The organism is Actinoplanes sp. NPDC051494 (genome assembly GCF_044454705.1).
Lineage (GTDB): Bacteria > Actinomycetota > Actinomycetes > Mycobacteriales > Micromonosporaceae > Actinoplanes.
Genome location: NZ_JBITDZ010000010.1, coordinates 85404 through 99601 on the forward strand (window position 1 = coordinate 85404; position 14198 = coordinate 99601).

Annotated in this window: 14 protein-coding genes; 9 read left to right on the forward strand and 5 right to left on the reverse strand. The window is 70.9% G+C overall.

The features are described from left to right. Positions 1–109 precede the first annotated feature (109 nt). On the reverse strand, positions 110–1117 hold the full coding sequence (locus tag ACIA6A_RS29790; protein WP_396101239.1) for a LacI family DNA-binding transcriptional regulator: 1008 nt from the start codon (positions 1115–1117) through the stop codon (positions 110–112). Between the two features lie 95 nt (positions 1118–1212). On the opposite strand from ACIA6A_RS29790, the gene ACIA6A_RS29795 reads away from it, so the two are divergent. From ACIA6A_RS29795 to ACIA6A_RS29825, 7 genes are read left to right on the forward strand one after another with little or no spacing between them, the layout of a single operon-like run. Then, positions 1213–1647, forward strand: a complete 435-nt coding sequence (locus ACIA6A_RS29795) for a methyl-accepting chemotaxis protein (RefSeq protein ID WP_396101241.1) — start codon at positions 1213–1215, stop codon at positions 1645–1647. A 4-nt stretch (positions 1648–1651) separates the two neighbouring features. Further along, positions 1652–2014, forward strand: coding sequence for a MerR family transcriptional regulator (locus ACIA6A_RS29800; RefSeq protein WP_396101242.1), 363 nt, complete (start codon positions 1652–1654; stop codon positions 2012–2014). 4 nt (positions 2015–2018) lie between these two features. After that, the gene (locus tag ACIA6A_RS29805) at positions 2019–2429 is read left to right on the forward strand and encodes a YchJ family protein (RefSeq protein ID WP_396101243.1); all 411 of its coding nucleotides are present in this window, start codon (positions 2019–2021) and stop codon (positions 2427–2429) included. Positions 2430–2433: 4 nt separating this feature from the next. After that, complete coding sequence (gene kynU / locus ACIA6A_RS29810) at positions 2434–3657, forward strand: kynureninase (RefSeq protein WP_396101244.1); 1224 nt, start codon at positions 2434–2436, stop codon at positions 3655–3657. Beyond that, on the forward strand, positions 3654–4712 hold the full coding sequence (locus ACIA6A_RS29815) for an amidohydrolase family protein (RefSeq protein WP_396101245.1): 1059 nt from the start codon (positions 3654–3656) through the stop codon (positions 4710–4712). Before kynU ends, ACIA6A_RS29815 begins: the two co-directional genes overlap by 4 nt. Then, entirely contained in the window at positions 4709–5533 is an 825-nt protein-coding gene (locus tag ACIA6A_RS29820; RefSeq protein WP_396101246.1) for an SDR family oxidoreductase, read from the forward strand. Before ACIA6A_RS29815 ends, ACIA6A_RS29820 begins: the two co-directional genes overlap by 4 nt. Next, positions 5530–6402 carry a serine hydrolase domain-containing protein gene (locus tag ACIA6A_RS29825; protein ID WP_396101247.1) on the forward strand — a complete coding sequence of 291 codons (873 nt, stop codon included), beginning with the start codon at positions 5530–5532 and terminating at the stop codon, positions 6400–6402. The genes ACIA6A_RS29820 and ACIA6A_RS29825 overlap by 4 nt, the downstream gene beginning before the upstream one ends. Positions 6403–6539: 137 nt before the next feature. On the opposite strand, the gene ACIA6A_RS29830 is transcribed toward ACIA6A_RS29825, so the two are convergent. After that, positions 6540–7565: a Gfo/Idh/MocA family oxidoreductase gene (locus tag ACIA6A_RS29830; protein WP_396101248.1), complete on the reverse strand. Its 1026-nt coding sequence runs from the start codon at positions 7563–7565 to the stop codon at positions 6540–6542. Positions 7566–7780: 215 nt separating this feature from the next. Continuing rightward, a complete protein-coding gene (locus tag ACIA6A_RS29835) occupies positions 7781–10003 on the reverse strand; it encodes a putative bifunctional diguanylate cyclase/phosphodiesterase (RefSeq protein ID WP_396101249.1) in 2223 nt (740 codons plus the stop codon). 188 nt (positions 10004–10191) lie between these two features. Here ACIA6A_RS29835 and ACIA6A_RS29840 point away from each other — a divergent pair, with 188 nt between their 5' ends. Continuing rightward, positions 10192–11013 carry a methyltransferase domain-containing protein gene (locus ACIA6A_RS29840; RefSeq protein WP_396101250.1) on the forward strand — a complete coding sequence of 274 codons (822 nt, stop codon included), beginning with the start codon at positions 10192–10194 and terminating at the stop codon, positions 11011–11013. Between the two features lie 11 nt (positions 11014–11024). Here ACIA6A_RS29840 and ACIA6A_RS29845 read toward each other — a convergent pair whose 3' ends face one another. After that, complete coding sequence (locus ACIA6A_RS29845) at positions 11025–11696, reverse strand: hypothetical protein (RefSeq protein WP_396101251.1); 672 nt, start codon at positions 11694–11696, stop codon at positions 11025–11027. 132 nt (positions 11697–11828) lie between these two features. On the opposite strand from ACIA6A_RS29845, the gene ACIA6A_RS29850 reads away from it, so the two are divergent. Then, positions 11829–13022: a sensor histidine kinase gene (locus ACIA6A_RS29850; RefSeq protein ID WP_396101252.1), complete on the forward strand. Its 1194-nt coding sequence runs from the start codon at positions 11829–11831 to the stop codon at positions 13020–13022. A gap of 35 nt (positions 13023–13057) precedes the next feature. Here the strand turns inward: ACIA6A_RS29850 and ACIA6A_RS29855 are convergent, their stop codons facing one another. Continuing rightward, a complete protein-coding gene (locus ACIA6A_RS29855) occupies positions 13058–14176 on the reverse strand; it encodes a lactonase family protein (RefSeq protein ID WP_396101253.1) in 1119 nt (372 codons plus the stop codon). Positions 14177–14198 lie beyond the last annotated feature (22 nt).

The window sequence follows — 14198 nt, forward strand, 5'->3', positions numbered from 1 at the left end:
AAAGTCAAACTTCGTCGCGCAAGAACTCGACCATGATCCGAAAAAACTCGACTGTGCTGACTCCGGGCACAAAAAAGGGGCGTCTCCGCCCCTTTTTGCTGTTCAGCCCCTACTTCTGCGGCGCCGGACCGGTGCTGCCCCGGACCACGAGCTCCGGCTCGAAGAGCAACTCGTCGGTCGTCGCCGCCGCGCCCTCGATCTGGTTCACCAGCACATCCACCGCGGCCTGGCCCATCAGCTCGATCGGCTGCCGCACCGTGGTGAGCGGCGGATCGGTGCACGTCATCAGCGCGCTGTCGTCGAAGCCCACCACCGACACGTCCCGCGGCACGTCGAGACCGAGGCGCCGGGCGGCCCGGATCGAGCCCAGCGCCAGGATGTCACTGGCGCAGATCATGCCGGTCACGCCCCGGTGGATCAGCCGGCTCGCGGCGAGCCGGGCGCTCTCCATCGAGAAGCTGGTCCGCTCGACCGGCCACCCGTCCGGGGACCCGGTCCAGCCCGCGACGTCCGCGACGGCGGCCAGCTTGCGGCGCGACGGCACGTGGTCCTCGGGGCCGAGCACCAGGCCGATCTCGTGGTGGCCCAGCGAGCGCAGGTGGCCGTACGCCTGCTCGACGGCGACCGCGTCGTCGGTGGAGATGTGCGGGAAGCCCAGGTCGCCGACGCCGCCGTTGACCATCACCACCGGCATCCGGCGGTCCAGCAGCTGCTTGTAGTGCCCGTGCTCGGCCTCGGCCAGCGCGTAGGAGCCGCCGGCGAAGACCACACCGGACACCTGGTGGTCGAGCAGCATCTCGATGTAGTCGCGCTCGGGCACCCCGCCGATCGTGCGCGCGCACAGCGCCGGGGTGAACCCGCGCTGGGCCAGCGACGCGGTCACCACCTCGGCCAGCGCCGGGAAGATCGGGTTCTGCAGCTCGGGCAGCACGAGCCCGACCAGCCGCCCGCGCTCACCGCGCAGCTTGGTGGGCCGCTCGTAACCCAGCACGTCGAGCGCGGTGAGCACCGACGCGCGGGTCGCCTCGCTGACGCCGGAGCGGCCGTTGAGCACCCGGCTCACGGTCGCCTCGCTGACGCCGGCTTTCTTGGCCACCTCGGCCAACCGTTTGGTCATGCCGGAAGCGTACGTCAGGTTTTTGCAAGAATTGAACCGAGACTTGCCGCGCGCTTACCGCTTCGGAAGTCGCCGCCCTGACCGATCAGTCCTGCATGACCACCTCCGCGCACCGGCTCGCCGACGTCAGCGGCGACATGGCCACGGCCACCCGCGCGGCGGTGCGCGCCGCCGGGACCGCGGTGGCGGTGATCGAGAAACTCGAGGCCAGTAGCGCCGAGATCGGCAAAGTGGTCGAGCTGATCGCGACCATCGCCAAACAGACCAACCTGCTCGCGCTCAACGCGACGATCGAGGCGGCCCGGGCCGGTGCGGCCGGACGCGGCTTCGCGGTCGTCGCCAGCGAGGTCAAGGACCTGGCCAACGAGACCGCGACCGCCACCAGCGAGATCGGCGACCAGGTCGGCGGCATCCGCGACGGCACCCGCGCCGCGGTCAGCGCGATCGCGGAGATGCGCGGACTCATCGAAGAACTTGACCGCTGTCAGCAAGTGATCAGTGAGATCGTGGTGACGCAGCGGGCAGAATAGCGGCATGCCGCCATACTCCCCGGGCGAGATCGCCACGAAGACCGGCTACACCCTCGACACGCTTCGCTACTACGAACGGATCGGCCTGCTCGGCGCCATCGAACGCACGGCCGGCGGGCAGCGCGTCTTCACCGACGACGACGTCGCCTGGCTGATGATCCTGCGCTGCCTGCGCGACACCGGCATGCCCATCGCCCAGATGCGCCGGTACGCCTCGTCCACGTCGGTGACCGAGCGCCGGGAGCTCCTCGAGGACCACGACACCGAGATCGGCCGCCGGCTCGACGAGCTGATCCGGCAACGCACCCACATCCGCGAGAAGATCCGCTACTACCGTTCGGTGGACGTGACGGTTGGGGAACAATAGCCGGATGGCCCGACGCGCGAACTCCTCCTGCCCGTGCGGCCTCGGTCTTCCCTACGAGGAATGCTGCGGCCCCGCCCACCAAGGGCACGCCCCGGCCTCCGCCGAGGCCCTGATGCGTTCGCGCTACGCGGCGTTCGCCCTCGACAACGCCGACTACGTCCTCGCGTCGTGGCACCCCGACACCCGCCCCGCCGGCGTCGAACCGGACCCGCACCTGCGCTGGGTCGGCCTGGACGTCGTCGAGGCCACCGGCGGCGGCCTGTTCGACGCGGAAGGAGTGGTCGAGTTCAAGGCCCACTTCCGTGACGGCGGCAAGCCCGGCGACATGCGCGAACGCAGCCGTTTCGTGCGCCACGACGGCCGCTGGGTCTACTGGGGCCCGATCCTCACCAACGGCACGCTCGCGAACATCTGAGACCATGGACCTTCTCGTACGAGCCCACGAGCTCGATGCCGCCGACCCGCTCGCGCCGCTGCGCGACCGGTTCCTCGCCCCGGACGACTCCGACGTCATCTCCTACCTCGACGGCAACTCCCTCGGCCGGCCGCTGCGCGCCACCGCGGAGCTCCTCGACACCTTCGTCCGCGACCAGTGGGCCGGCCGGCTCATCCGCGGCTGGACCGACGGCTGGCTCGACTGGCCCGAACAACTCGGCGACCGGCTCGCCGCGGCCGCCCTCGGCGCCGCCCCCGGCCAGGTCGTGATCGCCGACTCCACCACGGTCCTGCTCTACAAACTCGCCCGCGCCGCGATCACCGCCCGCCCCGGCCGCGGCACCATCGTGCTGGACACCGACAACTTCCCGACCGATCGCTACATCCTCGAAGGCATCGCCGCCGAACGCGGCCTGACCCTGCACTGGATCGAGACCGACCCGGCCGCCGGCATCACCCCCGCCCAGATTGCCGACGCGGTCGACGCCGACACCGCTCTGGTCCTGCTCAGCCACGTCGCCTACCGCTCCGGCTGGCTCGCCGACGCGGCCGAGATCAACCGCATCGCCCACGCCGCCGGCGCCCTCACCCTCTGGGACCTCTCCCACTCGGCCGGCTCGGTCGAGGTCGAGCTCGACGCCTGGGACGCCGACCTGGCCGTCGGCTGCACCTACAAATACCTCAACGGCGGACCCGGAGCACCAGCCTTCGCGTACGCGAGAAGCAGCCTCCAGCCGTCCCTCCGGCAACCGATCCAGGGCTGGATGGGCCACCGCGCCCGCTTCGACATGGGCCCCGGTTACGACCCGGCACCCGGCATCCGGGCCCTGCTCAGCGGCACCCCGCCGATCCTGGCCATGGTCCCGCTGCACGCCAACCTCGACCTGCTGTCCACGGCCGGCATCACCGCGGTGCGCCACAAGTCGCTGCAGCTCACCGACTACGTCCTCGACCTCGCCGACGCCTGGCTCGCCCCCCTGGGAGTGACGGTGGCGGGCCCCCGCGACCCGGCCCGGCGCGGAGGTCACGTCACCCTGAGCAAACCCGGTTTCGCCGACCTCCTCGACCCGCTCTGGACCCGGGGCGTGATCCCCGACTACCGCCGCCCGGACGGCCTCCGCATCGGCCCGGCGCCGCTGAGCACCAGCTTCACCGAGGTCCACCGGGGCCTGAGCGTCCTGCGAGACCTGCTCACCCAGCAGCCATGACCACCTGGCTGCTACCCGACTCCCTCTGGTGGAACGGCCACCTGACCGCCGGCCTGGCCCTCCCCGCCCCGTCTTCCCCCTTACCGTCTTCCGCTCCTGGGTCGACAGTTCCCTCAGCTGTTCCGATTGCCGACATCCCGGCCGGTGCGCAACGGCTGCGGTTGCCCGGGTCGGTCCTTCCCGGGCTGGTCGACGCGCACGTGCACGCCGCTCTGGTGGACCTGCCGACCCTGCGGGCCGGTGGGATCGCGGGCGCTTGGGACCTCGGCGGCCCACCCACGGAGATCGCCGCCCAGGCGGCCCGCAACACGGTCACCTTGCGCTACGCCGGACCGTTTCTGATCGCCCCCGGCGGCTACCCCAGCGACCGTTCCTGGGTGCCCCCCGGCAGCTGCCGCGAGATCCGATCCCCCGGCGACGCGGCCTGCGCCGTGGCCGAGGCCCAGGCCGCCGGCGCCACCCTGATCAAGGTGACCGCCAATGCCGACGGCCCGACGCTCCCACCCGCGACCCTGACCGCCCTGGTCACCGCCGCCCATGACGCCGGACTGCCGGTGGTCGTGCACGCCGAGGGCCCCGGCATGGTGGCCGCCGCTCACGACGCGGGAGCCGACCTCCTGGCCCACACCCCGTGGACCGACAACCTCGACGAAGGCCTCATCCGTGCCTGCGCCACCCGGATGACCTGGATCAGTACCCTCGACATCCACGGCTGGGGCCGCGACACCCCGGCCCGGCACACGGCGATCGGCAATCTGCGGCGCTTCCTCGACCACGGCGGCACCGTCCGCTACGGCACCGATCTCGGCAACGGCCCCCTCCCCTTGGCCGTCAATCCCCGCGAACTGCGAGCCCTGCAATCCGCGGGCATGACCCCGGCCGACATCCTGACGTCCATGACCACCTTCGCCCCGCCCTCTTCTGCCGTCGCCGGCCCCGCGTTGACCTGGTTGCCGGCCGGGCTGGACCTCGTGGTGGCCACGTTCGCGGATTCGCTGGCCACCGCCCGGGTTCTCGGCCCCGAGATGCGGCCCCGGCATATTGTCGGATCATGACTCTCACCGTGGTGAGCGGCGCCACCGGCCGCCTGGGCAGGCGGGTCACGGCCCGCCTCGACCGCCCGCAACGACTCCTCGTCCGTGACGCCGCCCGTGCCCCCGACGTGCCGGGAGCCCAGGTCGCGGTGGCCGACTACGCGGACCGCGCGGCTGTCCGAGCCGGTCTCGACGGTGCCACGGCCGTGCTGATGGTCTCCGCCGCCGAGACACCGGACCGCGTCGACCAGCACCGCAGCTTCATCGACGCCGCGGTGGACGCCGGCGTCGGGCACCTCGTCTACACGTCGTTCGCGGGAGCCCGCGCGGACGCGACGTTCACCCTGGCCCGCGACCACTGGGCGACCGAGGAGTACATCAAGGAGAGCGGCCTCGCCTACACGTTCCTGCGCGACAACCTGTACGCCGACTTCCTGCCGATGCTCGTCGGCGACGACGGGATCATCCGCGGCCCGGCTGGCGACGGGCGGGCCGCTGTCGTGGCCCAGGACGACGTGGCCGACGCGGCGGTCGCTGTGCTGCGCGAGCCGGGCGCGCACTCCGGCCGTACCTATGATCTGACCGGCCCCGATGCCCTCACCTTCACCGAGATGGCCGCGGTGGTCGCGGCCGCAACCGGCCGCCAGGTCCGTTTCCACAACGAGACCCCCGAGGAGGCGTACGCGTCCAGAGCCGCGTTCGGAGCCCCGGACTGGCAGGTCGACGCGTGGGTCAGCACATACACGGCGGTAGCGGCGGGCGAATTGTCCACGGTCGACCCCGCGGTGCCCCGGCTCACCGGCAGGCCGGCGAAGACCCTGGCGGATACGCTCCGAGGATGATCCTTCTGCAGCAGGGAAACGAGGTCCTCGCCGGCGAACCGTCACCGCTGCGCTACCAGATTGCCTCGGTGAGCAAGCAGTTCGCGGCGGCGGCGGTGCTGCTGCTCGCCCAGGACGGCAAACTGGCGCCGGCGGACCCGCTGGACCGCTGGGTCCCGGGCTGGCCCGGCGTCACCCTGCACGACCTGCTCGCGCACACCTCCGGCATCGGTCATTGGGAGGACTACCCGACGATCGACCTCGAGAAGCGCGTGCCACTGGACGAGCTGATCGAAACGTTCCGCACGGTGCCACCCTTCTTCGAGCCGCGAACCCAATGGCGTTACAGCAGCCCCGGGTACGTCCTCGCGGCGCACGTGGTCTCCTTGGTGGCGGACACCCCGTACCAGGACTTCCTCGCCGACCGGATCTTCACACCGTGCGGCATGTCGCAGACATTCGCGGGGTCACCGGCGGCGGGCACCGGCAACCTGACCACCGGCCACGACGCCGCCGGAGCAACGCTGCCATCCTGGGACATGGAAGTGACCGGCATGGGCGCCGGCGACGTCTGGTCCACCGCCACCGACATGATCACCTGGATGGACCGCCTGGCCTCGGGCACGATCCTCACCGAGCCGTGGCGCACCCTGATGGTGACGGCCCGCGCGGCGACGGGCGACCAGCGCCCGATCTTCCAGGACTACGGCTACGGTCTCTACATCGGAACCTGGAAGGGTGAGCCGATCATCAGCCACACCGGACACAACGCGGGCTTCAAGGCATTCGCCGGCTTCCTCCCCGACTCGGACCGCCGCCTTGTCATCCTCACCGACGACGAAGCCCTGGACGGCGCCGCGATCCTGGCCCTCCTCGACGAACTCCTCTGACCCGGCCGTCGGCCCCGCCCAGCTCGCGACCGGTCGCCTCCGGCTTGCGGCCGGGCTCGTCCGGTGGCGGGTTCGGCTCGCGGCCGTCACCGTTCGCTCCTCGGATCGGTGACGGCTTCCGGCCGGCGTTCGTGATCTCAGATGGTGACGGTCTGACCGGTCCGGGCGCTGAGCCGGGCCGCGTCCAGGACCTCCATGTTTCGCACCGCGTCCCAGGGGTCGACCGCGAGCGGGCTCTCGCCGCGCACCGCAGCCGCGAACGCCGGGTAGAACACGTCCCACCGGCCGCGGTCACTGCGCACCGGGGCCCCGGTCGCTCCGCGGTAGAGCCGGCCCCAGGCGTGTTCCGGTTCGACGCCCCAACGGTCGCCGAGGCCGGCGGGGGAGCGTCCGGCCTTGAGCGCCGCCTCCTGGCCGTCGAGGCCGTCGACGATGTAGGTGCCGGTCGTGCCGCTGACCCGGAACCGTGGTCCGGGCGCCGCCTGCCGCCAGCTGCCCCAGAGGTGCGATTCGACGCCGCTCTCGTGGTGCAGGGCCACGAAGACGTCGCTGTCGAGGTCATCGGGGCTGTCGCCGCGCAGTTCCGCGTACACCCGGGTGGTCGGTCCGAAGAGGAGGTGCGCCTGGTCGACGAGGTGCGCACCGAAGTCGAGCAGCGTCCCACCGCCGGCGGCGGGCGGCTGCCGGTCGGGCGACCAGCGCTCGAACCGCGACTCGAACCGGCGTACCTCGCCGAGCGCGCCTTCCCCGATGAGCCGCCGCACGGTCAGCAGGTCGGAGTCGTACCGCCGGTTCTGGTAGACGGTGAGCAGCACCTCGGCGTCCTCGGCCAGCGTGACGACGTCGCGGGCCGCTGCCGCGTCGAGGGCGAACGGCTTGTCGACCACGACGGCCAGCCCCAGCGCGATGGCCTCCTTCGCCAGCGAACCGTGGGTCTCGGCCGGCGTCGAGATCACGACGGCATCCACCCCGGCCGCGGCCAGCTCGGTGATCGAGTTGTACGCGGGCACCCCCGCATGTGCCTTCGCCAGCTCGTCGCGCCGCTCGGATGACCGGGTGACCACACCGGCGAACTCAACGTTCTCGGCGGCCGCGATGAGCGGGGCATGGAAGATGCGCCCACCCGATCCGAACCCCACCAGGCCGATCCTTGTTGCCGTCATGTTTCGGATCTTACAAACCATCACCACCGAGAGCCATGCCTCAGAGCACGCCATGTGATCTCTCTCCCTGATCACCCCTCCCGTTCCAGGTCATCCGCCGGATCATCGGTCCCACCAACCCCACCGGAAAGCCCCGGCCGTTCCATTTCTCGGGACCATGGAGGCCCACCGACCCGCCGTGTCTCCTCCGGCCCGATCTGTCCCGGCCGGCCCGGTCATCCGGCGGCCGGGATGGTGGCGCCGGTGAGGAGGTCCTTGAGGGCGGCGGCCGTCATGATCGGTGCGAGCAGCGGGCCCTGGGCCGCGGTCGCGGTGGTCCGGTGCAGCCGGTCGAGCTGCTCCGGGGTGGTCACCCCCTGCACGACGGTCTCCGTGCCGAGCAGGTTGCCGACCGACAGCACCAGGTCCAGCGACGCCGGATCGCCGGCGATGAACGTGGCGTCGACCTTGAGCTGGTGGATCGGGAACGCGCGCAGCGAGGCCAGCGACACGTATCCGGTGCCGAAGTCGTCGAGCGCGATGCGCACCCCACCGGCGGCGAGCCGGTCGAGCTGATGTCGTGCGCGCGAGTCGTCGATGTGTTCGGACTCGACGATCTCCAGGGCGAGGCGGGACGGCTCCAGCCCGCACTCGGCGAGCGTGTCCAGCACGGTCTCGGCGAAGGCGGGATCGAAGAGCTGGTGGGCGCTCAGGTTCATGCCGATCTGCAGCCTGGCACCACCCGGCAGCCCGGCGGTCTCCGTCGCGACCGTACGCAGGAAGTACGCGGTGATGCTCGAGAGGTCCCCGGTCCGTTCGGCGAGGGCCAGCAGCTCGCGGCAGTTCACGTCACCCATCGTCGGATGCGCCCACCGCACGAGGGCCTCGACGCCGGACCACTCGCCGGTGCCGAGGTTGAGGTAGGGCTGGTAGAAGCTGCCGATCTCGCCCCGTTCGATCGCGTACGGGAGCTGGTCCTCCAGGGTCCGGTGGCGCGCGACCTCGCCGTGCTCCCCGGGCGAGAAGATCTCGACCCGGTTCTTGCCACGTGCCTTGGCGGAGTACATGGCGATGTCGGCGCGCCGGGTCAGCTCGGAAGCGGTGACACCCGGCTCGGTGAGGGCGACACCGATGCTGGCTCCGACGCGGACCGTGGCCGCGGTCAGGCGCATCGGCTGGACCAGATGGGTGCAGAGCAGTTCGGCGGTCCGTTCCGCCTCGGCGGCATCGGTGAGGCCGGTGAGCATCAGTACGAACTCGTCGCCGCCGAACCTCCCCGCGACCCCGGTGCTGTGGCCGGCCGCGCTGATCCGCTCGGCGACCTGGAGGAGCAGCTCGTCGCCGGCGGCATGCCCGTACACGTCGTTGACCTGTTTGAAGTCGTCCAGGTCGATGGTGAGCAGGGCGACCGTGCCCGGCGCGTCCCCGTCGACAGCGGCAATCAGCTCGCGGAAGAATTTGGCCCGGGTGGGCAGGTGGGTGAGGCTGTCATGGTTGGCCTGATGGTCGAGTTCGGCGTGTGAGCGCAGGCTGGCCTCGCCGAGCCGCACCTGGGTGCCGAGGGTCCGGAACGCGTCGATCACCGGTTCGGGCACCCGCCGTACACCGCCGAGCACCCGGTAGCGTTCCGATGCGTCGATCAGCTCCTCGACGTACCAGTGGCGCATGCGCGGTGCCGCTGTGGCCAGCACACCGGCCGGGTCGGTCAGCGCGGTGTCGGGCAGGACCCGGCCGGCCAGATCGGCGATCTCGCCGACTGAGTTGACGACCAGCAGACCCTCGTCCGTGCGCTGCAGGACGACCATGGCGGTGTCCGGTGTCAGATCGGTGAGATGGCGCGCGGTCTCCCTCGCGATGCGATGTACGACGGTGACGTCGGCCGCGGCCAGGACCTCGTTGCCGGCCCGCGCGACCAGGGCGTCGCGCGCCGCGGCCACCTCCTGACGGCGCAATGCGGTGCAGATCGCCCTCGTCAGGACGCTGACCAGCACGATCTGTGGGATGAGTTGGACCGACCGGCCCAGATCCATCATCGCGCCGATGGGGGTGGGCGCCGCGATGAGCGCCGCGGGCAGTGCCAGCATGCCGAAGAGCGACCGCACCGCCCACGACCGGAACGAGCCGTAGAGCGACTGCACCATGAGCAGGACCATGGTCAGGCCGATCGTGGCGATCGGGTCCTCGAGCGCGGAGCCGGCGAGGGCGACAGCACCCGGCAGCACGATCGGATCGAGGAACCACGGCCGGCCCCGGACGTAGGTGGTGACGAACCCGATGCCGAGTCCCGCCAGCGCCACCCGGGCCGCGACGTCCCACGTCGCTGATCCGGTCGGCTCGAGCTGTCCCAGCTGGCCGATCATGCTGATGCAGGCCAGCACCACTGCGCCGAGGCGTACCCGGTCCAGGGTGCTGGCCGGGATCGCGTCCCGCCAGTGCCACACGCCCGCCTGTTCGGTCACATCCGCCTCCATCTGAGGACCGCGCCGTGCTGGGTGTTCCGGGCCCGTCCTGAACCGGCGAGGTGGCTCCCGAAGGCTGGGCGCGGCACGTCCGTTTGATCGGTCGGCCGGCACTCTAAGTGAGGGTTACGTGTCGGAAGGTTGACCCCCGCCCGCGATTTGCCCTGCGCAGGGCCACTATGGGCGCCATGGAGCGCGCACAGCTGGAACGTCCCCCGTTCGCGGATCTCGACCGGATGCCACCCGACACTCTCGCGATGCTGGTGTCGATGCTCGAGGCCATGTCGCGTCACCCTGAGATCCGCCGGGTCCGGCACGCTGCCTGGGAAGCGCTGCGCCCCGCTCAGGGTCAGCGGCTGCTCGACGCCGGATGTGGGGCGGGTGAGGTGGCCCGTGAGCTCGCGGCCGCGATCGCGCCGGACGGGCAGGTCGTCGCGCTCGACCGCTCGGAAGGCACTCTGGCCGTCGCGCGGTCGCGGGCCGACGGCGGCGGGGTCCGGTATGTGGCCGGTGACGTCTGTGCCCTCGACTTCCCCGACGAGACCTTCGACGGGGTCTGGTGCGAGCGCGTGCTCCAGCATGTCGAGGACATCGACCTGGCGATCTCCGAACTCGCCCGGGTCACGCGAGAGGGCGGGCGCCTCTGCCTGATCGACACCGACTGGACCTCGCTGGCATTCGACGGCATGGCCGCCGATCTGACCGCCGCGGTGATCGAGCACTCGTACGGCCGGCTCACGCCGTCGCGGCCGGCCATCGGGCGGACGTTGCGTCGGCGTCTGGTGGCACTCGGCCTCTCCGATGTCACCGCGACGCCGGTCACCTGCCTGTTTCCCGATCCGGCCTCGGCCGCCGTGGTGCTTCCCATGGTCAATCCGGAGATCCCCGGGGAGTCCTGGAACGCGCCGGAGGGACTCCGAGATGCCTGGTTCGAGCAGATCGACGCTGCCGACGATCGTGGTGACTTTCTCGCTGTGCTGACCATCTGGGTGGTCACCGCCGAGGTGTGATCCGGCGGCTGCTACCCCGCGTCCGTACGCCGGAAGTGCTGTCGCTTCTTCTCGTCGCGGACCACGAAGCCGAGCCGGCCCAGGTCGCCGCGGAGCTGCCGGGCGTCGTCGGTGTCCCCCTTGTCGAGTGCGCGCTGCCGTGCCGCGAACAACGCCTGCACTCCGGCCGGGAGATCCGGTGACCCGGGCACCCAGCGCAGATAGGAGTTCGCATACGGGTCGGCCTCGCTCCAGATCGGTCCGAAGAGCGCGGCGAGCCGTTGCCGCCCGAGGTGCGACGGCTCCCGCGCCAGTTCTTTTCCCGTGCTCGCGAGCAGAACGACGTGGTCACGCTCTGAGTAGGCGGCTGCCACCGTATGCCGGGGAAGAACATGTCTCACACCGGGCCGGACGAGCACCACCTCCGTCGAGGTCACCTTCACCGTCAACGATTCCTTGTCGACGAGATGAGCGAGGACCAGCCCGAGCACCGCCCCGGCCGCCATCGCACCCAGCGTCGCCTCGGGCTCGGGCAGTCGCGCGGCCAGGCGGAACGGGCCCTTCATCGGCGCGAACGGGATGCGGAGCACCCAGGCGGGCAGCTCGTGCACCACCCAGCCCAGCGCGGCGCCGGCCCCAGGGATCAGCGACCACACCATGGCCCGGGCCCACACCGGGGTCGCCACGACTCGCTCGTCTGTCATGCCCACGACCCTGCCCCGACCCGGTGGGCGGCCGAAACGGCCTATGGTCGATGTCGCCGTATACCAAAGTCGATGCTTTCGTTGACCGGTGGCCACTGCCCGGCCGGCCCTCGGAAAAGTAGCGTCGTGGGCATGAAGACGTCCTGGCAGCTGAATCGATCCCCGATGCGAAAGCGCTCCTGGGCGCTCGAGGTCGGGCTCGGGGCGCTCGCCACCGCCCTGGGCGCCTTCTTCCTGTGGACGACCATCTCCGAGGGCGACGGCGCGCCGCTCCCGGTCGAGTTGCTCGCGGGCGCGCTGTCCGCCGCCGGTTTGATCGCGTTCCGGCGCAGCCGCCCGGTGGCTCTGACACTGGTCCTGATCCCGGCGGGCATCTTCTTCGGACTGCCGATGGGCGCGACACCGGTGGCCCTCTTCGCGGTCGGGCTGCACCGCCGGGTGCCGGTGGCCGCCGCGCTGACCGTCCTGTATTCGGTCACGGTCACCGGGGTCTACTACCTGGTCCTCGGCCCGACTCGGATCTTCGTCGAGGCGACCGTGTTCTTTGTGCTCCTGCACGTCAGCACCGTCGCGGTGGCGATGGTGATCCGTTCGCATCGCCTGCTGGTGCGTTCCTGGGCGGACCGCGCCCGGCAGGCCGAGGAGGGCGAGAAGCTGCGTGTCGAACAGGCCAGGCTCGGTGAGCGGGAGCTGATCGCCCGGGAGATGCACGACGTGCTCGCTCATCGGATCTCGCTGCTCGCTGTGCACGCGGGAGCCCTTGAGGTCCGCCGGGATGCCCCGGAATCCGAACGCCAGGCCGCCGGTGTGATCAGGAATGCGGCCTATGAAGCGCTGGAGGATCTGCGCGGGGTCATCAGGATGCTCCGAACTCCCGCCGAGGACCATCCCCAGCCGTCCTTGTCCGATGTGCCGGCGTTGGTGGAGGAGTCACGCGTGAGCGGGGCCGAGGTCGATCTGGTGTTTGTCATGGACGTCGCATATCCGGTTCCTTCCATGATCGGCTTGCATGCGTATCGCATCGTGCAGGAGGCGCTGACGAACGCCCGTAAGCACGCCCCGGGTGCGCCGGTGCGCGTGGATGTGGTCACCATGAACGGATCCGGCTTGATGGTGGAGGTCGGAAACCCGGTCCACGGGGTACCGGACCCAGAAGCGGAAGACGCGGCGATACGGAGGACGGAACCGAGCAGCGTCGTGCCCGGGGCCGGTGTCGGGCTGGTGGGGCTCGGCGAGCGGGTCCATCTTGCCGGCGGCCGGCTGGAGCACGGCCCCACGGAAACCGGTGAGTTCCAGTTGAAGGCCTGGTTGCCATGGAGCCCGTGACCCCATCGCCGCGCCGGGGAACGCCGACGGGCCCGTCACGCGGGCTGCGGCAGTATCTGCGCGACCCCTGGGACAGAGCGGGAACCCGCCACGGCACCAGGGATGCCGTCGGTGATCGGCAGCCAGGTGACCGTTCCCGACCGCTGGTTCGCCACGTGGAGCCATCGGCCCGAGGGATCGATCGCGAGGTGACGGGGCCAGTCACCGCCGCAGGTCGGTGCCGCCAGCCGTTCCAGGACCGTGCCGTCCGCACCGGTGCTGAAGACGCCCACGGTGTTCGAGCCACGGTTGCTGACATAGACGTGGCGGCCGTCGGCAGCGATGGCGATCTCACCGGGGTAATCGGTGACCTCCCCGGCGGGAGCCGCGGCAATGACCTGGCCGGGCTCCAGCACGCCGTCCGCGTAGGCGCAAACCGTGACGGTCGAGTTCAGTTCGCCGGCCACGTAGGCGACCGAGCCGGACGGATGGAAAACGATGTGGCGGGGGCCGGTGCCGGCGGGGAAGTCCGCACGGGCGACCTCGGCCAGCGATCCGGCCTGGGCGTCCAGCCGATAGGTGAAAACGGCATCCCGGCCGAGATCGACGGCGAGGACGTAGGCATCGAACGGGTCGACGACCACCTGGTGCGCGTGCGAGGGACGGCCGTCGGTGCCCTGCCGGCGCCGGTCGGTCGCGGGCGCGGGGGTGCCGTCGGCGTTGATCGGGTGGGTGACGACGGCGCCTTCGCCGTAGAGCGACACGAACAGGAACGTGCCGTCGGGATGGACCGCGACGTGTGCCGGACCATTACCGGTGGGAGCCGTGCCGAGCAGGGCAAGATCGGGAGTGAGGGCGCTGACGGTTCCTTCGTCCCGCTCGCTGATCGCGTACAGAATGCTGCCCGCCGGGCTGCGGGTCAGCCACGACGCCTCGCTCACGGCAGCGGTGGCGTCCTGCACCGTCAGGGCGCCGGTGGCCGGGTCGAGCAGGCCGCGGACGATGCCGGGCCCGCCGGCCGAGGTGTAGGTGCCGAGGTGGAAACTGGACGGCGCAACCTCGTCGCCCGCGACGGCGGGAAGAGCCGTGACCACACCGGCTCCGGTCGCGGTGGTGATCGCGGCGGCACCGCCCAGCTGGAGAAATCTGCGGCGGGTGGTGCTGAATCCATCCATGGGGACAAATTTATCGGAGAGG